The organism is Streptomyces sp. NPDC002886, assembly GCF_042888445.1.
Taxonomy (GTDB): domain Bacteria; phylum Actinomycetota; class Actinomycetes; order Streptomycetales; family Streptomycetaceae; genus Streptomyces.
On the sequence record NZ_JBIAPV010000002.1, the window covers coordinates 686,718 to 706,422 of the forward strand.

At 72.8% G+C, this 19,705-nt stretch carries 17 protein-coding genes and 1 riboswitch; of the genes, 11 read left to right on the top strand and 6 right to left on the bottom strand.

The window, feature by feature from the left end; translation table 11 throughout:
- Position 1: 1 nt before the first annotated feature.
- Positions 2-1,396, bottom strand: a complete 1,395-nt coding sequence (locus tag ACFYYB_RS09280; RefSeq protein WP_389434221.1) for a glycosyltransferase family 4 protein — start codon at positions 1,394-1,396, stop codon at positions 2-4.
- Between the two features lie 260 nt (positions 1,397-1,656).
- Between ACFYYB_RS09280 and ACFYYB_RS09285 the strand changes: the two genes are divergently transcribed.
- Positions 1,657-2,328 (top strand): TetR family transcriptional regulator, encoded by a 672-nt coding sequence (locus tag ACFYYB_RS09285; RefSeq protein WP_389434222.1) that lies wholly within the window; start codon positions 1,657-1,659, stop codon positions 2,326-2,328.
- 47 nt (positions 2,329-2,375) lie between these two features.
- Here ACFYYB_RS09285 and ACFYYB_RS09290 read toward each other — a convergent pair whose 3' ends face one another.
- From ACFYYB_RS09290 to ACFYYB_RS09300, 3 genes are all read right to left on the bottom strand, one after another.
- Complete coding sequence (locus ACFYYB_RS09290) at positions 2,376-2,969, bottom strand: hypothetical protein (RefSeq protein WP_389434223.1); 594 nt, start codon at positions 2,967-2,969, stop codon at positions 2,376-2,378.
- A gap of 128 nt (positions 2,970-3,097) precedes the next feature.
- Positions 3,098-3,331: a ferredoxin gene (locus tag ACFYYB_RS09295; RefSeq protein ID WP_266877329.1), complete on the bottom strand. Its 234-nt coding sequence runs from the start codon at positions 3,329-3,331 to the stop codon at positions 3,098-3,100.
- Positions 3,331-4,809 carry an aldehyde dehydrogenase gene (locus ACFYYB_RS09300; RefSeq protein ID WP_389434224.1) on the bottom strand — a complete coding sequence of 493 codons (1,479 nt, stop codon included), beginning with the start codon at positions 4,807-4,809 and terminating at the stop codon, positions 3,331-3,333. The genes ACFYYB_RS09295 and ACFYYB_RS09300 overlap by 1 nt, the downstream gene beginning before the upstream one ends.
- Positions 4,810-5,045: 236 nt before the next feature.
- Here ACFYYB_RS09300 and ACFYYB_RS09305 point away from each other — a divergent pair, with 236 nt between their 5' ends.
- The 7 genes from ACFYYB_RS09305 (at position 5,046) to ACFYYB_RS09335 (ending at position 13,378) form a co-directional block, all read left to right on the top strand.
- Positions 5,046-6,110 carry an MBL fold metallo-hydrolase gene (locus tag ACFYYB_RS09305; protein WP_389434226.1) on the top strand — a complete coding sequence of 355 codons (1,065 nt, stop codon included), beginning with the start codon at positions 5,046-5,048 and terminating at the stop codon, positions 6,108-6,110.
- Between the two features lie 49 nt (positions 6,111-6,159).
- Positions 6,160-6,290: riboswitch (cobalamin riboswitch) on the top strand.
- Between the two features lie 121 nt (positions 6,291-6,411).
- Positions 6,412-7,674, top strand: coding sequence for a prenyltransferase/squalene oxidase repeat-containing protein (locus ACFYYB_RS09310; protein WP_389434227.1), 1,263 nt, complete (start codon positions 6,412-6,414; stop codon positions 7,672-7,674).
- Positions 7,674-8,348 (top strand): SCO2322 family protein, encoded by a 675-nt coding sequence (locus tag ACFYYB_RS09315; RefSeq protein WP_389434229.1) that lies wholly within the window; start codon positions 7,674-7,676, stop codon positions 8,346-8,348. The genes ACFYYB_RS09310 and ACFYYB_RS09315 overlap by 1 nt, the downstream gene beginning before the upstream one ends.
- A 257-nt stretch (positions 8,349-8,605) precedes the next feature.
- Complete coding sequence (locus ACFYYB_RS09320) at positions 8,606-9,730, top strand: energy-coupling factor transporter transmembrane component T (RefSeq protein ID WP_389434231.1); 1,125 nt, start codon at positions 8,606-8,608, stop codon at positions 9,728-9,730.
- Between the two features lie 7 nt (positions 9,731-9,737).
- Positions 9,738-11,765 carry an ABC transporter ATP-binding protein gene (locus ACFYYB_RS09325; RefSeq protein WP_389434233.1) on the top strand — a complete coding sequence of 676 codons (2,028 nt, stop codon included), beginning with the start codon at positions 9,738-9,740 and terminating at the stop codon, positions 11,763-11,765.
- The gene (locus tag ACFYYB_RS09330) at positions 11,762-12,610 is read left to right on the top strand and encodes an ECF transporter S component (RefSeq protein ID WP_389434234.1); all 849 of its coding nucleotides are present in this window, start codon (positions 11,762-11,764) and stop codon (positions 12,608-12,610) included. Before ACFYYB_RS09325 ends, ACFYYB_RS09330 begins: the two co-directional genes overlap by 4 nt.
- A 363-nt stretch (positions 12,611-12,973) precedes the next feature.
- Positions 12,974-13,378, top strand: coding sequence for a transglycosylase SLT domain-containing protein (locus ACFYYB_RS09335; RefSeq protein WP_389434236.1), 405 nt, complete (start codon positions 12,974-12,976; stop codon positions 13,376-13,378).
- Between the two features lie 154 nt (positions 13,379-13,532).
- On the opposite strand, the gene ACFYYB_RS09340 is transcribed toward ACFYYB_RS09335, so the two are convergent.
- The gene (locus ACFYYB_RS09340; protein WP_327306941.1) at positions 13,533-14,702 is read right to left on the bottom strand and encodes a steroid 3-ketoacyl-CoA thiolase; all 1,170 of its coding nucleotides are present in this window, start codon (positions 14,700-14,702) and stop codon (positions 13,533-13,535) included.
- Between the two features lie 275 nt (positions 14,703-14,977).
- On the opposite strand from ACFYYB_RS09340, the gene ACFYYB_RS09345 reads away from it, so the two are divergent.
- The gene (locus ACFYYB_RS09345; protein WP_389434239.1) at positions 14,978-16,222 is read left to right on the top strand and encodes a cytochrome P450; all 1,245 of its coding nucleotides are present in this window, start codon (positions 14,978-14,980) and stop codon (positions 16,220-16,222) included.
- 158 nt (positions 16,223-16,380) lie between these two features.
- Positions 16,381-16,731 carry a DUF6193 family natural product biosynthesis protein gene (locus ACFYYB_RS09350; RefSeq protein ID WP_389434241.1) on the top strand — a complete coding sequence of 117 codons (351 nt, stop codon included), beginning with the start codon at positions 16,381-16,383 and terminating at the stop codon, positions 16,729-16,731.
- A gap of 391 nt (positions 16,732-17,122) precedes the next feature.
- Here ACFYYB_RS09350 and ACFYYB_RS09355 read toward each other — a convergent pair whose 3' ends face one another.
- Positions 17,123-19,081, bottom strand: a complete 1,959-nt coding sequence (locus ACFYYB_RS09355) for a bifunctional glycosyltransferase 87/phosphatase PAP2 family protein (protein ID WP_389434243.1) — start codon at positions 19,079-19,081, stop codon at positions 17,123-17,125.
- A 221-nt stretch (positions 19,082-19,302) separates the two neighbouring features.
- Here ACFYYB_RS09355 and ACFYYB_RS09360 point away from each other — a divergent pair, with 221 nt between their 5' ends.
- On the top strand, positions 19,303-19,656 hold the full coding sequence (locus ACFYYB_RS09360) for an antibiotic biosynthesis monooxygenase family protein (protein ID WP_389434245.1): 354 nt from the start codon (positions 19,303-19,305) through the stop codon (positions 19,654-19,656).
- Positions 19,657-19,705: the final 49 nt, after the last annotated feature.

The following is a 19,705-nucleotide window of genomic DNA, read 5'->3' on the forward strand; positions in this document are numbered from 1 at the left end:
GTCACCGGGTCGTCGCGGCCTGCGGGGCTTGCGGGGCCTGCCCGGCCTGCTCGGCCTTCGGGGTTCTCGGGGCCTTCGCGCCCGCCGCCGCGCGCTCGATGGCGGCGCGGTAGTGGACGACGGTGCCCTCGGCGGCCTTGGCCCAGGTGAAGCGGGACAGCACCCGTTCGCGGCCGGCGGCGCCGAGCCGGGTGCGCAGTTCGGGGTCGCCCAGCAGTCGGCCCAGCGCGGCGGCCAGCGCCCCCGCGTCGCCGGGCGGCACGGCGAGGCAGCTCTCGCCGTCGGGGCCGGTCACCTCGGGAATCGCGCCGCCGGTGGTGGCGACCAGCGGGGTACCGGTGGCCATGGCCTCGGCCGCCGGGAGCGAGAATCCCTCGTACAGCGAGGGCACGCAGGCGATCTGGGCGCTGCGGACGAGGTCGACGAGCTCGGTGTCGGTGATGCCCTTGACGAAGCGGACGGCGTCCTGGAGTCCGTACGTCTCGATCGCGCGGGCCACCGGGCCCTGTTCGGCTCGCTTGCCGACGACGACGAGGTGCGCGTCGGGCTGTTCGGTACGGAGCTTCGCGAGCGCCTCGACGAGGTGCACGAGCCCCTTGAGCGGGACGTCGGCGCTGGAGGTGGTCACGATCCGCCCGGGCACCTCGGCCACGGAGGCGTCGGGCGACCACAGGTCGGTGTCGGCACCGATGTGGACCACGTGGATGCGCTCGTCCCGGACACCGAGGTGCTCGGCGATCTCCTTCTTGGAGGAGCCGGAGACGGTGAGCACCGATCCCAGCCGCCGGGCCACGCGGCCCTGCATGCGCGTGAACCCGTACCAGCGCCGTACGGAGACGCGCTTCCTGCGGTCCTTGGCGGCGGCCAAGTCCAGCTTGCGGTCGACGGTGATGGGGTGGTGGATGGTGGTGACCAGCGGGGCACCGAGGTCCGCCAACAGCCCGTAGCCGAGGGTCTGGTTGTCGTGGATGACGTCGAACTCGCCCGCGCGGGAGGCCAGATGACGGCGCGCGCGGAGCGAGAAGGTCAGCGGCTCCGGGAAGCCGCCGGTCCACATGGTGGCGACCTCGACGGCGTCGATCCAGTCGCGGTACTCGTCGCGCCCCGGCGTACGGAACGGGTCGGGGCTGCGGTAGAGGTCCAGGCTGGGCAGCTCGGTGAGGGTGGCGCCGGCGCCGGTGAGGGCGTCGGTGTCGAGCACCGGGTAGGGCTGCGCGCCGATGACCTCGACGGAGTGGCCCAGCTTCACGAGCTCGCGCGCCAGGTGGCGGACGTAGACGCCCTGGCCACCACAGAACGGGTTCCCCTTATAGGTGAGGAGTGCGATCCGCAACGGGCGGCCGCCGTCGGCGGCCGAACCCGTGAGAGGGCTCGTCACCATGGCCTCTGCGGTCACTCTCGGCCCCCTTCTCCCTGCACTTTCGCCGGAGCGTAACCGCTCGGATAATGTAGAACAAGTTTCAGACTTGATCCGTTGAAGAGCATTGAATCTACCGGCCGGAAACCACACCGTAAGAGGGGTGGCGGGTGATTCGCGCCACGGATCGGGCGCCTGCCATGCTGGGGCGCACGACAGCCCGGGGCAGCGCGCGTGGTCGCTCCGGCGCAGACCTGAACGCCCTGGAACTGAAACGCCTTGGAACCGGAACGGGACAGATGACAGCGGAAGCGAAGGCCGTGACCCCAGCCGTCACCACACCGGCGTCTCCGCCCCTGACGGAGCGCCAGGAGGCACGCCGCAGGAGGATCCTGCACGCCAGCGCCCAGCTGGCGAGCCGGGGCGGCTTCGACGCGGTGCAGATGCGGGAGGTGGCGGAGTCCTCCAGCGTGGCCCTGGGCACGCTCTACCGGTACTTCCCCTCCAAGGTGCACCTGCTCGTCGCGACCATGCAGGACCAGCTCCAGCACATGCACGGAACGCTGCGCAAGCGCCCGCCGGCCGGGGACGAGCCCGCGGCCAGGGTCGCGGAGACCCTGATGCGCGCCTTCCGCGCGCTCCAGCGGGAGCCGCACCTGGCGGACGCGATGGTCCGTGCGCTCACCTTCGCGGACCGCAGCGTGAGCCCGGAGGTGGACACGGTGTCCCGCCTCACGACGGCGATCATCCTGGACGCGATGGGGCTGGACGCCCCGCCGACGGCGGAACAGCTCTCCGCGGTCCGGGTCATCGAGCACACCTGGCACTCGGCCCTGATCACCTGGCTCTCGGGCCGCGCGTCGATCGCCCAGGTGAAGATAGACATCGAAACGGTCTGCCGCCTGATCGACCTCACGGCCCCGGAGCCCCCGACGGCGACGCCGCCTGCGACGCCCCGGAAAAAGTCCTGATCCCGCCGTAGGGCGGGAGGTTCTCACCTCTCCCTGCCGTCGACACCTCAGCCCTGCTGCTCCTTGAACCGCTGCTCGCACTCCGGGGTCCCCTTCAATGCCAGCAGGCTGAACTGAAGGGCGCCGTTGGGCGCCTTGGCGAAGGTACTGAGGCTCCACTTGCCCTTCTCCAGGGTGTACGCGAGCACCGGTTCGGTCATGCGATGGTTCACCGTCCAGCCGCGGGCCACCAACCCGTTCACGAGCCCCACGAGCTGCTGATCGCTCACGAACTCGAAGCTGACGTAGTCGGCGGCACAGTCGCCCCAGGCTTCGCGTAGCGGGTTCCCCTGCCCGACGTCCATCCCGACCTCCGCATCGTCCGTCACGACGTAGAAGTCCTCCAGGACCGTATCCCGCGTCGGCTCCGGCCCGGAGTACACGGGCTGCAGGGACGACCGGGGTACCGCCGTCCAGTTGGCCCGCGGACTCGCCGGGGCCCTCTCCGGCGCCAGCAGACTGCCGCCCACCACCACACCCAGCCCGGCGGCCACCACGGCCAGCACCTTGAGGCGTCCGACCGTACGACTCCGGGCGGGCTCGGCCTGCTCGGCGAATTGTCCGGGAGTGTCCGTCCCGTTGGTGTCTCCGGTACCGCTCATGTCCCCACCCCTTGCGAAGCCGCCGGGCGAGGTTCGGCCCGACGGCGGTCGCAGGAGTGTCACACGCTCCACCACGTGGACCGGAGCCGGGGCCGCCCTTCCGCCCCCACCCGGCCCCGGCGGCCCCCTCACTCCTCCGGCGGGAACACCGCCTCGCCGCTGCCCAGCAGGGTGATCGCGATCGCCTCGACCGGGCAGCCCTCCGCCGCCGCGAGCACCGGCTCGCTCGCGTCCGTCTCCGCCGCCCGAGGATGCGACTGCCGCGCCGAGTCGAGGGCGAAGCCCTCGGGGGCGTGGTTCACGCACATGCCCGAGCCGATGCAGACCCCCCGGTCCACCTCGACGTGCCAGCGGTCACCCATCACGCACCGGCCGCGGGGGGTACGTACCCTGCCGGGAGGTGGATCATCTTGTGCTCGAGGTACTCGCCCAGCCCCTCCGGGCCGAACTCCCGCCCGACGCCGCTGTTCTTGTAGCCGCCGAACGGCCCGAGCATGTCCAGGCTGAAGGTGTTCACGTTGAAGGTGCCGGTCCGCACCTGCCGCGCGAAGTCGATGCCGTGTTCCACGTCGCCGGTCCAGACGCTGCCGCTGAGCCCGAACTCCGAGTCGTTGGCGATGCGTACGGCCTCCGCCTCGTCCCCGTACGGGATCAGGCAGACGACCGGGCCGAAGATCTCCTCGCGGGCGATCCGCATCGAGTTGTCTACGTCCCCGAAGAGGGTCGGCTCCACGTACCAGCCCTGGTCCAGGCTCGAGTCGCCCGGGCGTCCACCGCCGGACAGGACCTTGGCGCCCTCCTCCTGGCCGATCCGGATGTAGTCGAGCGAGCGCTGCTGCTGCCGCCTGGCCACCAGCGGGCCGAGCTGCGTCGCGGGGTCCATCGGGTCGCCGACGACCAGCGCGGACGCCGCGGCGGCGAGCGCCTCGGCGATCTCCTCGTAGCGGCTGCGCGGGGCGAGGACGCGGGTCTGGGCCACGCACGCCTGGCCGTTGTTCATCCAGGCCGCGGGGACGATCCCGGCGATGGCGGCGTCGAGGTCGGCGTCCGGGAGGATGACGGCCGCGGACTTGCCGCCGAGTTCGAGGGTCACGCGGGTGAGGTTCTTCGAGGCGACCTCCATGACCCGCCGGCCGGCGGGCACGGAGCCGGTGAAGGCGACCTTGTCCACGTCCGGGTGGCCGACGAGGTACTCGCTGACCTCGCGGTCGGCGGGCAGGATCGACAGCACACCCTCGGGCAGCCCGGCCTCGCGGGCGATGTCGGCGAGGATGTAGGAGTCGAGGACCGCCTCCGGGGACGGCTTGAGGATCACCGTGCAGCCGGTGAGCAGCGCGGGCGCCAGCTTGGCGGCGGCCACGAACTGCGGGACGTTCCACGGGATGACGGCGGCGACCACGCCGACGGCTTCGCGCCGGACGAGGATCGGGCCGAGGACGCCCTGGCGGAACTCCTCGTAGGGGTAGTCGCGCGCCACGGTGATCGCGGCGTCGTAGACCATCATCGGGCCGAGGGCCTGCGCGAGGACGCTCCAGGAGTACGGGGACCCGTTCTGGGAGCTGATCGAGCGGGCGATCTCCTCGTGCCGGACGGCTATGGCGTCCTTGATCCTGGTCACCACCGCGATCCGCTCTTCGAGCGTGGTGCGCGGCCAGGGACCCTCGTCGAAGGCCTTGCGGGCCACGGCGACGGCCCGGTCGACGTCGGCCTTCGAGGCGTGCGGGACGCTGCCGATGACCTGCCCGGTGTGGGGCGAGACGACCTTGATCGTTTCGGAGCCCAGCGGATCCGTCCACTCACCGCCGATGAACAGTTTTCCGTGTTCCACGAGCTCGGTCATGGCTGATGCCTCCTGCGGCTTGGCGTTCCAGAACTGATACCAGTTCTAGTTCTAGGAGTCCACGGAGCTGACCGAACCGCCCGTGCATCGGCCCACACTCGACAGCCCGAAGATCCAACGACTAGTCAGGAAGCCGGAGAAGTGGTCGACTTGGGCGACTAATGCAACACGTTCTCGTTAGACCTGTTCCCGTTGCACCTCCCGTTGGACCTGTTCCCGTTAGAGCGGAGCCCCTCATGGCAGAGGACACCCCGGACGTGGCACCTCACGTCACCGATCACGGCGGCGGCGTGTGGGGCATCAAAGTCCCCATCCCCGACAATCCGCTCGGCCACACCCTCGTCCACGTCCTCGACACCGACCGCGGCCCGGTCCTCATCGACACCGGCTGGGACGACCCCGCCTCCTGGGACACCCTCGTCGCCGGCCTCGGCGCCCTCTCCATCGCCGTCGCCGACCTGCACGGCGTGGTCATCACCCACCACCACCCCGACCACCACGGCCTGTCCGGCCAGGTCCGCGAGGCCTCCGGCGCCTGGATCGCCATGCACGCCGCCGACACCGAGATCGTGGTGCGGACCCGGTCCTCCGAACCCGGCGTCTGGTTCGACTACATGGCCGAGAAGCTGGCCACCTCCGGAGCCCCCGAACAGCACATCGCCCCGCTGCGCGCCGCCCGCGCGAGCGGCCGCATGAGCACCCTCCCGGGGCTGCGGGCCGCCGTCCCCGACCGGGAGATCGTGCCCGCCGAGCTGCTGCCACTGGCCGGCCGCCGGCTGCGGGCGGTCTGGACCCCCGGGCACACCCCCGGCCACGTCTGCCTGCACCTCGAGGAGAAGCACCCGCGGAACCTCCCCGGCAACGGCCGCCTCTTCTCCGGCGACCACCTGCTGCCCGGGATCTCCCCGCACATCGGCCTCTACGAGGACCCCTCCTCCGAGCAGGTCACCGACCCCCTCGGCGACTACCTCGACTCCCTCGAACGCATCGGCCGCCTCCAGCCCGCCGAGGTCCTCCCGGCCCACCAGCACGCCTTCACCGACGCACAAGGCCGCGTACGGGAACTCCTGGACCACCACGAGGAGCGGCTGACCGGGCTGCGCGCACTGCTCGCCGCCGAGCCGCTGACCCCGTGGGCGCTCGCGGAGCGGATGGAGTGGAACCGGCCCTGGGAGCAGATCCCGTACGGCTCCCGCAACATCGCCGTCTCGGAAGCGGAAGCCCACCTGCGGCGTCTGGTGAAGCAGGGCCGCGCGGAGGCGGTGCCGGGCAGCGACCCCGTGACGTACCGCGCCGTGTAAGGGGTGCGGGTGGGCGGCGCCACCCGGCCCCGGGGCTACGGGCCGGTAGAGTATGGGCGTCGTCCACACTTCCGTACGGGGGGAAGCCGGTGCGAATCCGGCGCTGACCCGCAACCGTGACCCACCCCGGCAGCTTCGGGGCGGGGAGCCGGATTGCCCCGTGCGTGAGGTGCGCGGCTCGAGCCGCCGGGTCCTCCGGCGGCCGGCACCGTCGAGGTAAACGGAGCCGGAGCCCGGTACCAGCCTCCATCGCTGTGCTGCCTGCCTCCGGGTCCCCAGCACGAGAGGCACCCGCCCCGCCATGAACGTCCGCCGCAGCGCCGCCACGCTCGCCGCTTCCGCCGTGCTCTGCGTGGGCGCGGCCCCCGCGGCCCTCGCCGATGTCGCCACGCCGTCCCCGGCACCCGTCGTCCCCTCCGGGCTCTTCGGCAAGAACGATCCGACGTACGACGGGGTGTGGCGGCAGTCCTTCGCACTGCTCGCCCAGCACACGGTGGGTCTGAAGCCCGCGCGGCAGGCCGTGGACTGGCTCGTCGGCCAGCAGTGCGCCGACGGCGGCTTCGCCTCCTTCCGCGCGGACACGGCAGCCGCGTGCGACGCGAAGCTGATGCTCGACACGAACGCCACCGCGGTGGCCGTGCAGGCGCTGAAGGCGCTCGGCGGTCAGGACGCGGCGGTGAAGAAGGGCGCGGACTGGCTGAAGTCCGTCCAGAACGCGGACGGCGGCTGGGCCTACGTCCCCGGCTCCCCGAGCGAGGCCAGCTCCACCGCCGTGGTGATCAGCGCGCTGGCCGCGGCGGGCGAGAAGCCGGCCGAGGTCAAGTCGAAGGCCGGCAAGTCCGCGTACGAGGGGCTCCTCGCCTTCCAGCTCGGCTGCTCGTCCGAGCCGGCCGCCGACCGGGGTGCCTTCGCCTACCAGGCGACGGCCGACGGCAAGCTGCCCGCCAACGCCGACGCGACGGCCGCGGCCGTACTGGCCGGCCTCGGCCAGGGCGCGCTCGTCTCCCCTTCCGCCTCCCCCACGGACACCCCCGCGGCGGGCCTCGCCTGCCCGGCGACCGCCGGTGACCCGGCGGCGGCGGCCCAGGGCGCGGCCGGATACCTGGCCCAGGCCCTGAAGAAGGACGGCCACCTCACCGCCCTCACCCCGGGCGCCGACCAGCCGACCCCGGACACCGGCAACACCGCCGACGCGGTGATCGCCCTGGCCGCGGCCGGGCACAAGCAGTCCGCGGCGGGCGCCCTGGAGTGGCTGAAGACCAACTCCGCCGAGTGGTCCAAGGGCAACCCGGCCGGCCTCGGCACCCTGATCCTGGCCGCGCACGCGACGGGCACCGACCCGAAGGCCTTCGGCGGCACCGACCTGGTCGCGGCGCTGAACGCGACGGGCCCGGCGCCGCAGAACGCCTCCGCGAAGGCGTCGGAGCAGCCGGCGGACAAGAAGGAAAAGAAGGACGAGGACTCCGGCGGCAGCAACGTCTGGTGGATGATCCTCGCGGGCGCCGCGGCCGGCATGGGCATCGGCATCGTGCTGAGCGGCCGCCGGAAGAAGAACCAGCTCTGATGCGCGGACGCCGCCCGTCGCTGCCGGCCCTCTTCGCCGGCATCGTCCTGACCCTGGCCATGACGTTGCTGGCCGCGTCCCCCGCCCTGGCCTCGACCTACCGCTACTGGTCGTTCTGGGACGGCGCGGGCGGCACCTGGGCGTACGCCACCCAGGGCCCCTCCTCGCTGCGTCCGGCGGACGGCTCCGTGCAGGGCTTCCACTTCGTGGTCAGCAAGGACGCGGCCGATCAGGCCGCCCCGCCGCGCGCGGACGCCGACTTCGCGGCCATCTGCTCGGCCACCGCCCCGGTGCCGGGCAAGAAGCGGATCGCGCTGGTCGTCGACTTCGGCACGCCCGCCGAGGCCCAGGCGGGCGAGACCCCGCCGCAGGCAGCCCCGCGTACGGCGTGCGCGCAGGTCGGCCCGGACGCCACGACGGCCGAGGCACTGGCGGAGGTGGCGAAGCCGCTGCGCTACAACAGCGCGGCACTGCTGTGCGCGATCTCGGGCTACCCGAAGCAGGGCTGCGGCGAACCGGTGGCGGACACCGCCGCCACGCCTGACAAGCCCACCGCCCCGTCCGCCGGCTCCGAGGACGGGGGCCCGTCGGCGGGCCTCTTCGCCGGCATCGCGGCGGTGGCCGCCCTGGCCGCGGCCGCGTTCTGGCAGTCCCGTCGCCGCCGCACCCGATGACGGGCGGTCCCGAGGTGGAGGGTCCCGCGGGGTCGGCCTCGGCCGCGCCGGCGGGGCCCGCGAACGGCGGGACGGTCGCCGACGGCGGGCAGCCGCCCACCGGGGCCACCCGCACCACCCGCCCGTCTTCCCGCACGGGTGGTGCGGGTGGGCACCCGGCACGGCCGCAGGCCGGGCGCACCCGGCACGGCGCGGCACGCGAAGTCCCGACCCCGGCCGGCCCGAACGCCCCCGACCGGGCAACCGGGAGCACGCGCGTGCCGACGTACAAAAAATGGCACGCCCCCGAGGCCACGCGGAGCAACGCCCTGCACGCGGGTGCCTGGTGGCTGTGGGCCCTCGGGCTCGCCACCGCCGCCTCCCGCACCACCAACCCGCTCCTGCTCGGCCTGATCATCGGCGTCACCGGGTACGTGGTCGCGGCCCGCCGCACCGATGCCCCCTGGGCGCGGTCCTACGGGGCGTTCGTCAAGCTCGGCCTCTTCGTCATCGGCCTGCGCCTCCTGTTCTCCGTGCTCCTCGGCTCCCCCATCCCCGGCACGCACCTCCTCTTCACCCTCCCCGAGATCCCGCTCCCGGCCTGGGCGCAGGGCATCCGGTTCGGTGGCCGGGTCACCGCCGAGCAGCTCGTCTTCGCCTTCTACGAGGGCGCGAAGCTGGCCACGCTCCTCATCTGCGTCGGCGCCGCCAATGCCCTCGCGAACCCGGCGCGGCTGCTGAAATCACTGCCCGCGGCCCTGTACGAGGTCGGCGTCGCCGTGGTCGTCGCGATGACCTTCGCGCCGAACATGGTCGCGGACGTGGTCCGGCTCCGTACGGCCCGTCGCCTGCGCGGCCGCCCCACGGGCGGGGTCAAGGCGATCCTCCAGATCGGCCTGCCGGTCCTGGAGGGCGCCCTCGAACGTTCCGTGGCCATCGCCGCCTCGATGGACGCGCGCGGCTACGGCCGTACCGCGCACGTTCCCGCCGCCGTCCGCCACACCACCAACGTGCTCACGCTCGGCGGGCTGCTCGGCATGTGCGCGGGTACGTACGGGCTGCTGGCGGCGGAGGGCGCCGAGTACGGCCTGGTCCTCCTCCTCTTCTCCCTCGCCCTGGCCCTGGCCGGGCTGCGCCTGGGCGGCCGCCGGTCGATCCGGACCCGGTACCGGCCGGACCGGTGGGGCGTACGGGCCTGGCTGGTCGCCGGGTCGGGCGCGGCGGTCGCGGCGCTGCTGATCCGCGCCGTGTCCGCGGACCCGGCGGCCCTGCGGCCGGGCGTCGTCCCCCTCGTCGTCCCGACCCTCCCCCTCTGGCCGGCGGCGGCGATCCTGATCGGTCTTCTCCCGGCCCTGGTGGCCCCGCTCCCCCCGGCACCCCTCGCTCCCCTGAAGGAGGCGTAAGACCCCCGTGATCCACTTCGAGGACGTATCGGTGACGTACGAGGGCGCGAGCGCCCCCTCCCTCTCCCATGCCGACTTCACGCTCCCGGAAGGCGAGCTGACCCTCCTGGTCGGCCCCTCCGGCGTCGGCAAGTCCACCCTCCTCGGGGCGGTCTCGGGCCTGGTCCCGCACTTCACCGGGGGCACCCTCAAGGGCCGGGTCACGGTCGCCGGCCGCGACACCCGCACGCACCAGCCGCGGGAACTCGCGGACGTGGTCGGCACGGTCGGCCAGGACCCGCTGGCCCACTTCGTGACGGACGTCGTCGAGGACGAGCTCGCCTACGGCATGGAATCCCTGGGCCTCGCGCCCTCCGTCATGCGCCGCCGCGTCGAGGAAACCCTCGACCTGCTCGGCCTGAACGACCTCCGCGACCGCCCCATCGCCACCCTCTCCGGCGGCCAGCAGCAGCGGGTGGCGATCGGTTCGGTCCTGACTCCGCACCCCCGTGTCCTCGTCCTGGACGAGCCGACATCGGCCCTCGACCCGGCGGCGGCGGAGGAGGTCTTGGCCGTCCTGCAACGCCTGGTCCACGACCTGGGCACGACCGTCCTGATGGCGGAGCACCGCCTGGAACGGGTGGTCCAGTACGCCGACCGGGTCCTGCTCCTCCCCTCCCCGGGCGCACCCCCCGTCCTGGGCACCCCCGCCGACATCATGGCCGTCTCCCCGGTCCACCCCCCGGTAGTGGCCCTGGGCCGCCTGGCCGGCTGGTCCCCCCTCCCCCTCTCCATCCGAGACGCCCGCCGCCAGTCCACCCCCCTACTGACCCGCCTGCCCCAGGCACCACACCCACACCCCGCCACGGCAGCAGGGGCGCAGCCCCCGGCGGGAGCGGGGGCGGAGCCCCGGGCGGGGTCGGGGGCGCAGCCCCGGCCTGAGTCCGGGGCACAGCTCCCGGCGGGATCGGGGGCGCAGCCCCAGGCGGGTTCCGGGGCACAGCCCCCAGCCGGTCCCGGGGCGGAGCCCCCGGCGGGGTCCGGGGCGCAGCCCCGGGGAACGGGCGAAGGGCGGGTAGGGGACGGCCGCCCGCAGGGCCCCCGCCCCGGCCTGCTCGCCCGGCTGCGCCGCCGCGGCCTCCGCACCCCCCGGCCGCAGGCCCCGGCCGACCCCACCGGGACCACCGGGGCAACCGGGGCCACGGGGACGACCCCGGCCACCGTCAAGGCCGTCTCCCTCCGCCGCGACCGCGCCGAAGTCCTCCGCGACATCAACCTCACCGTCGCGAAGGGCGAGACCATCGCCCTCATGGGCCGCAACGGCGCCGGAAAGTCCACCCTCCTCGCCACCCTCATCGGCACCCTGGAGCCCACCACCGGCCAGGTCACGGTCAGCGGCCGCACTCCCCACCGCACGCCGCCCTCCGAGATGGTGACCCGCGTCGGCCTCGTCCCCCAAGAGCCCCGCGACCTCCTCTACGCCGACACCGTCGCCGCCGAGTGCACCGCCGCCGACCACGACGCCGGCCAGGCGCCCGGCACCTGCCGTGCCCTGGTCGCCGCGCTCCTGCCCGACGTCCCCGACGACACCCACCCGCGCGACCTGTCCGAGGGCCAGCGCCTGGCCCTCGCCCTGGCGCTGGTCCTGACCGGCCGCCCGGCCCTGCTGCTCCTCGACGAGCCGACCCGCGGGCTGGACTACGCCGCCAAGGCCCGTCTCGTGGAGATCCTGCGCGGGCTGGCCGCCGAGGGCCACGCCGTCGTCCTGGCCACCCACGACGTGGAGCTCGCCGCGGAACTGGCCCACCGCGTGGTGATCCTGGCCGGCGGCGAGATCGTCGCGGACGGCCCGACCGCCGAGGTCGTGGTCTCCTCCCCCGCCTTCGCCCCGCAGGTGGCCAAGATCCTGGCCCCGGGCCACTGGCTCACGGTCTCCCAGGTCGAGGCGGCCCTCTCCACGGAAGCGGCCGGTGCAACCGGGCCGGCCGGGGCAGCCGGTGCAACCGGTGCAACCGGTACAGCCGGGACGGCCAAGACAGCCGGAGCGGCCTCGTGAGCACCCCCCGTTCCCGCCCCCTCCGCATCGGCCCCCGCGCCGCCACCGCCCTGGTCCTCGTCACCCTCATCGGCATCGCGGCCTTCGGCTGGCCGCTCCTCGCCGACCGCCAGTCCGGCTTCGCCCACTCCCATGACGCCCCCTGGCTCTTCGCCGCCCTCCTGCCCCTCCTCGTCGGCGTGGTCGTCGCGACCATCGCGGACGACGGCATGGACGCCAAGGCCGTCGCCATGCTCGGCGTACTGGCCGCGGTCGGGGCCGCCCTGCGCCCGCTCGGAGCCGGTACGGGCGGCCTGGAGCCCATGTTCTTCCTGATGGTGCTGAGCGGCCGGGTGCTCGGCCCGGGCTTCGGTTTCGTCCTGGGCGGGGTCACGATGTTCGCGTCGGCCCTGCTCACGGGCGGTGTGGGCCCGTGGATGCCGTTCCAGATGCTGGCGATGGGCTGGTTCTCGCTGGGCGCCGGACTGCTGCCGGGTCCGGACCGGATCCGGGGGCGGGCCGAGCTGGCGATGCTCGCGCTGTACGGGTTCCTCGGCTCGTTCGCGTACGGCACGATCATGAACCTTCAGGGCTGGGTGATCCTGCAGGGCAGGGACCAGGGGATCTACTTCTCCCCCGGGGACCCGATCTCGGCGAACCTCGTGCGGTTCCTCTCGTACTGCCTGGCGACCTCGGTGGGCTGGGACCTGGGCCGGGCCGCGCTGACCGTCGTACTGACCCTCACGCTCGGCGCGACCCTGCTGAAGGCATTGCGTCGGGCCACTCGAAAAGCGGCGTTCGACGCCCCCGTGACCTTCGATCCGGGGCCGGATCGAGCCGCCCACCTTCCTCCGAAGGGGACATGACCGGCCACGGAGGGTGAGATCCGGGCCTCGTGGCGGTGACCCGCCCCACAGGACCTTGGTCACATACGAGGCGGGATAGTAGTCCTTAAACGTCCCTTACCCACCCCCTCGAACCCACCCCCACCTGCGCCGATACCCGCCCGGCCCGCGGGGGGCCGTTGCGCCCCGGCTGCGAGGACCACTAGTAAGAGGGGTCGTTGCCAGCCGCCCCGGACCCCCGTAGAACTGGATGAGTCGCAGGGCGGACGGAGGTCCCCCGGATCCCCGCTCCCGCCGACGATCCCCTCTCCTTCACGTGAGTGGCTCACGCATGCTCCGGCATGTCCGCTGCGGCAGTCCTTGTCCCCGTCGAAAGGTCCGTCCGTGTCCAACGCCGTCATCCGCCGCATCGCCGCTTCGAAGAAGACCCTCGCGGGTACCGTCCTCGCCCTGGGTGTCGCCGGTTCCATGCTGGCCGCGGTCCCCGCGCAGGCCGCCCCCATGAGTGCCAAGGCGATCGCCCAGCAGATGATCAAGGACCCGGCTCAGTTCGCGGCGTTCAACAACATCGTTTCCCGTGAGAGCGGCTGGAACCACACCGCCACGAACTCCTCTTCGGGCGCCTACGGCCTGGTCCAGGCCCTGCCGGCCTCGAAGATGGCCTCGGCGGGCTCGGACTGGAAGACGAACCCGGCCACCCAGATCAAGTGGGGCCTGGACTACATGAACTCCCGCTACGGCAGCCCCGCCGGCGCCTGGACCTTCTGGCAGAACCACCACTGGTACTAAACCACCAGCGGAACCAGACGCAGACGCAGAGGCACGAGCGAGAGCAGCGAGACCAGCGCATGCGAAGGCCCCGGCGGCCGACCTCCCCAGGTCCGGCCACCGGGGCCTTCGCGATCCCATCCCACTGGGTTCAAAGGCGGCGCAGCAGTGCCTGCTACAGCCGCTGGATGATGGTGCCGGTGGCCAGCGCCCCGCCCGCGCACATGGTGATCAGCGCGAACTCCTTGTCCCGGCGTTCCAGCTCGTGCAGTGCGGTGGTGATCAGCCGGGCCCCGGTCGCACCGACGGGGTGACCGATGGCGATGCCGCCGCCGTTGACGTTGACCTTCTCCAGGTCCTGGTCGAAGACCTGGGCCCAGCTGAGGACGACGGAGGCGAAGGCCTCGTTGATCTCCACGAGGTCGATGTCCTTCAGCGACATCCCGGCCTTGCCCAGCACGGCCCGGGTGGCGTCGATCGGCCCGTCCAGGTGGAAGTGCGGGTCGGAGCCGACCAGCGTCTGGGCGACGATCCGGGCGCGCGGCCGCAGCTTGAGCGCGCGGGCCATCTTGCGCGAGGCCCACATCACGGCGGCGGCCCCGTCGGATATCTGGGAGGAGTTCCCCGCGGTGTGCACGGCGGTCGGCATGACCGGCTTGAGCCGGGCCAGGCCCTCCATCGAGGTGTCGCGCAGGCCCTCGTCGCGGTCGACCAGCCGCCACATGCCCTGACCGGCGGCCTGCTCGGCCTCGGTGGTGGGCACCTGCACCGCGAAGGTCTCGCGCTTGAACCGCTCCTCGGCCCACGCGGCGGCGGCCCGCTCCTGGGACAGGACGCCGAGGCGGTCCACGTCCTCGCGGGTCAGTCCCCGGCGGCGGGCGATGCGCTCGGCGGCCTCGAACTGGTTCGGGAGGTCGACGTTCCACTCGTCCGGGAAGGGCTTGCCCGGGCCGTGCTTGGAGCCGGAGCCGAGCGGCACGCGGGTCATGGCCTCGACCCCGCAGGCGATGCCGATGTCCATGACACCGCTGGAGATCATGTTGGCGACCATGTGGTTGGCCTGCTGGGAGCTGCCGCACTGACAGTCCACGGTGGTCGCGGCGGTCTCGTACGGGAGGCCCATGGCCAGCCAGGCGTTGCGGGCCGGGTTCATCGACTGCTCGCCGGCGTGGGTGACGGTGCCGCCGACGATCTGCTCCACGCAGTCGGGCTGGATTCCGGTGCGGGCGAGGAGCTCGCGGTAGGTCTCGCCGAGAAGGTAGGCGGGGTGAAGATTGGCGAGCGCGCCCCCGCGCTTGCCGATCGGGGTGCGTACGGCTTCGACGATGACGGGTTCCGCGGCCATGAGCTCGTCCTCTCCTGTTCCTGCGTAGCGCACAGCGCGCATCGGCTAGCGCGCCTCAGCTGACGGGCGGGCCGTCCCGGCGCCCCACCCGAACTAGTACGCGTTCTAGTTCTCCCCGCAGTCTTATGACCAGAACACCCGGTACGCAAGGGTCTTGCACGCGGCTTACACGGATTCCACACGCAACAGTTGGCGCGGGGCCCCTTGTCACTTCTAGAACTCGTTACTACCTTCAAGCCAACTTCTGATGGGCCGTCAGACTCTGGAGTCGCCCGATGACCTGCCCCGCGCTGCCCGAAGGCTTCGACGCCACCGACCCGGACGTGCTCCAAGACCGGGTCCCCTACCCCGAGTTCGCGCAGTTGCGGCAGACCGCACCTGTGTGGTGGTGCCCGCAGCCGCGGGGTGTCACCGGCTTCGACGACGAGGGGTACTGGGCCGTCACCCGGCACGCGGACGTCAAGTACATCTCCACGCACCCGGAGCTGTTCTCCTCGACCACGAACACGGCGATCATCCGCTTCAACGAGCACATCCAGCGTGATGCGATAGATGCCCAGCGGCTGATCATGTTGAACATGGATCCGCCGGAACACACCCGCGTACGCCAGATCGTGCAGCGCGGCTTCACCCCGCGGGCCATCCGCGGGCTGGAGGACGCCCTGCGCGACCGGGCCCGCAAGATCGTCGCGGAGGCCCTGGCTGCCTCGGCCGACGGCAGCTTCGACTTCGTCACCCAAGTGGCGTGCGAGCTCCCGCTGCAGGCCATCGCCGAGCTGATCGGCGTACCGCAGGAGGACCGGTCCCGGATCTTCGACTGGTCGAACAAGATGATCGCGTACGACGACCCGGAGTACGCGATCACCGCCGAGGTCGGCGGAAACGCGGCGGCGGAGATCATCGGCTACTCGATGAACCTGGCCGCGGAGCGCAAGGAGTGTCCGGCCAAGGACATCGTCACGCAGCTCGTGGCCGCCGAGGGCCAGGGCAACCTGGGCTCCGACGAGTTCGGCTTCTTCGTCCTCCTGCTGGCGGTCGCGGGCAACGAGACCACCCGCAACGCCATCAGCCACGGCATGCACGCCTTCCTGACCCACCCCGAACAGTGGGAGCTGTACAAGGCGACCCGGCCCTCGACGGCCGCCGAGGAGATCGTCCGCTGGGCCACCCCCGTGGTCTCCTTCCAGCGCACCGCCACCCAGGACACCGAACTGGGCGGGCAGAAGATCAAGGCCGGCGACCGCGTCGGCATGTTCTACTCCTCCGCCAACCACGACCCCGAGGTCTTCGAGAACCCCGACGTCTTCGACATCACCCGCGACCCGAACCCGCACCTGGGCTTCGGCGGCGGCGGCCCGCACTTCTGCCTCGGCAAGTCGCTGGCCATCATGGAGATCGACCTGATGTTCAACGCCCTGGCCGACGCCCTGCCCGACCTGCGCCTCGTCGGCGAGGGTCCGCGCCGGCTGCGCGCGGCCTGGCTGAACGGCATCAAGGAACTCCGGGTCAGCCACGGCTGACGGTCACCGCTGACCCGTGATCCAGGACGGCAGGGGCCCCACCTCCCACGCCCGGCCCCTGCCGTCCCTCGGTTGTTACTCGCGGGTCGCCGTTCGTTACCGTCTCGCTGCCTGCGAGATCATTGCCTTGGCCCCGAACCGGCCCCCAGACTGCCCGGATGAACCTCGATGACCCCAGCGCGAGACGTTGGCAGCGGCTGCCCACGACGTGGCAGCGGATGGTCGATCTCGGCGAGGGGTCCGAGCCCCTGAGCCAGGGGGTCCTGGCCCTCATCGAGGCCGCCCGCGAGGAGCCGGAACTACGCCGGCTCTACCCGTACACCAGCCACTTCACCCTGTGGTTCAGCGCCTCCGCGGGCCACCCCTTCGCCGTGACCGCCCCGGCGGTGGAACCCCTCCCCGACGGCCGCTTCCGCGTCCGCGGCCCCCGCCAGACCACGGTCCTGGGCGAAGCCGACACGGCCCGGGCGGCGATAGCCCTGGTCGTGGCCAACCTCCCGACCGAATAGCCCGGCCGAACCCCGCCGCTTCCCGGCCGAGCCCGGCCGCTCCCAGCCCGCTCCGATCCCAGCCCCTCCCCGGCCGAACCCAACCTGCTCCGGGCCGATCCCAGCCCGCTCCGATCTCAGCCCCTCCGGCGTTTGAGGAGCGGGGGTCCGGGGGCGGGCCCCCGGGAACGGCGCCGCACGCGGCAACGGGTCCGGGCGGAGCCCGGGGAACGGTGGAAGGGCGGGTAGGGGACAGCCCCGCAGGGCCCGCCGCCCCTCCGCCCACGCCCCCCGAGTGGCGGAAGCCACCCCGCGGGCGGATCCTGACAGAACGCGGCGATCCATCGCGAAGGGGTGCCGGGGCGGGCTGTTACACCGCCCCGGCACCCCTTCGTCGTAGCCGCACAGCCGGCTAGGCCCGAGTCCGCTCCGCGGACCCCGCGGACCCCGCGGACCCCGCCCCGACCCGCTCGGGCCGCCGCGGCCGCGGTACGGAAACCCCCGCCGGCACGGCATCCCCCCGGGGACCGGACAGCACGTAGACGAGCCCGAACCCGGCTCCGACGACCACCGCGCCGCCGACCGCGTCAAGCACCCAGTGGTTGGCGGTCGCGACGATCGCGCACACCGTGATCGTCGGATGCAGCGCACCGAGCAGCTTCTGCCACCGCTTCGGCGCGATCGTCACGATCACGATCCCGCACCACAGCGACCACCCGAAGTGCAGCGAGGGCATCGCCGCGTACTGGTTGGAGATCGCGGTCATGGCCCCGTAGCTCGGGTTCGCCAGATCCTGCACCCCGTGCACGGTGTCCACGAAACCCAGCCCGGGCATCAGCCGCGGCGGCGCCAGCGGATACAGCCAGAACCCTATGAGCGCCAGCACGGTGGCCAGGCCCAGCGAGGCCCGCGCCCAGCGGTAGTCCTTGGGGCGGCGCCAGTACAGGACGGCGAGTATCGCCAGCGGGACCACGAAGTGGAAGGAGGTGTAGTAGAAGTTGAAGAACGCCTCCAGCCAGGGCGCCCCGACGACCGCGTGGTTCACCGCGTGCTCGATGTCGATGCCGAGCGCCTTCTCGATCCCGTGGATCTGGCTGCCGTTGCCCTCCGCGAGGGTGCGGCTGGTGGGGGCGGCGGCCCGGATGTGCGAGTAGAGCGAGTACCCGACCCGTATCAGGAGCAGTTCCAGCAACAGGTTCGGACGCGACAGCACCCGCCGCCAGAACGGCAGCAGCGGCACCCGCGCCCACCGCGCGGGCGCGGGCCGGCCGTAGGCCGTGGGGACTGGCTCGCGCCAGTGCGGGGAGGAGCGCGGCAGGAACGGCACCGCGCAGGCCGCCGCGAGGGCCGCGAGCAGCAGCACGTTGTCCCGTACGGGGGCCAGCGCGACCAGGTTGGGCAGCAGCACGTCGCTCGGCAGGGTCATGGCGAGGACCACGGCCACCGGCCACACCGGCCGGTCGGCGGCCCGCTTGCCGACCTTGCCCGCGACCGCGAGCAGCACCCACAGCAGCTGGTGGCGCCAGCCCGTCGGGGACACGGCGACGGCCACGCAGCCGGTGATCGCGACGGCGAGCAGCAGCTGGCCGTCGCGCGCGTAGCGGGCGGCGCGGCGCAGGCCGATCCAGACGATCGGGGCCGCGAGGGCGACGTAGAGCAGGATCTCACCGGGGCCGGAGAGGCCCAGGCGCAGCAGCGCGCCGTGCACGGACTGGTTGGCGAGGCCGTCGGGTGCGCCGCCGAGGCCGGTGCCGGCCAGGTGCTGGACCCAGTACGTCCACGAGTCGCTGGGCAGGGCCGCCCAGGACAGGGCGGTGGCGCCGGCGAAGGCCAGGGCCGCCGAGCGGGCGGTGGTCCGGCGTCCGGACAGCCACAGCAGCGGAGCGAAGAGCAGCAGCGCGGGCTGGAGCGCCGCGGCCAGGCCGATCAGGAACCCGGAGGGGCGCTCGCTCGGGACCCGGAACACGGCGAGGAGCACCAGCAGCACCGGCAGCACGGCGGTCTGCCCTGGCAGCGCGGCCTCGCGGACGGGCAGCGAGACCATCATCAGCGCGACCAGCACGGGCGCGGCGAGCAGCGCGGTGCGTCGGGGCACGGGGTCGGGCAGGGCGCGCGCGGCGACCAGCCCGACGGCGGCGACGAGCAACAGGGTCACGCAGGTCCAGGCCACCTCCAAGGAGGGCGCGGCGAGGCCCAGGAGCGGCTTGAGGACCAGCCCCGCGAAGGGGGTCCCGGTGAACTGGCCGTTCGTGTAGAGCGAGCCCGGCAGGCTGCCCGGGAGATGGAAGCCGCTGAGCCACTCGCCCGGTGGCACGCGCAGCACGACCGAGGCCTGCCTGACGGCGAGCAGCAGGGCCAGCGCCCACAGCATGAGGCGTGCCGCCCCGAGTCTTCCGCCGCTACCGCCTATGACCCCGGCATGTCCGTTCGCACCACTGTGCTCCGCCGCGTTAGCCACGCCTCGCCGGCCTCCCGCCCTGTTGACTGCAACCCTGACTTCGCCTGGCTGCCGCGTTTCGTACTGCGTTTCATCCCGCGTGCTTCATTTACCGGGACGACGATATCCCCCGCGCGATACCTAGGATGGCGGGCATGAGCATCGTGAAGATCAACGCCCTCACCGTCCCGGACGAACAGCGAGAGGTTCTGGAGCAGCGGTTCGCCTCCCGCGCCGGCTCCGTGGAGAACTCGGACGGCTTCGAATGGTTCGAGCTGCTGCGGCCCGTCGAGGGCACCGACCAGTATCTCGTGTACACGCGGTGGCGTTCCGAGGAGGACTTCCAGGCGTGGATGGAGGGGCCCATGAAGGCGGCCCACCAGGGCGGCGGCGCGGGCGGTGCCGGTGGCGGCGCGGGCGGCGGCGCGGAGCGGCCGAAGCCTGCTGCCACGGGCTCTTCGGTGTGGTCGTTCGAGGTCGTGCAGCAGGCGGCGCCGAAGCAGGGCTGACGCGGGCCCGAGATCGGAGAGAGGGGCCCGGAGCCGTGGCTCCGGGCCC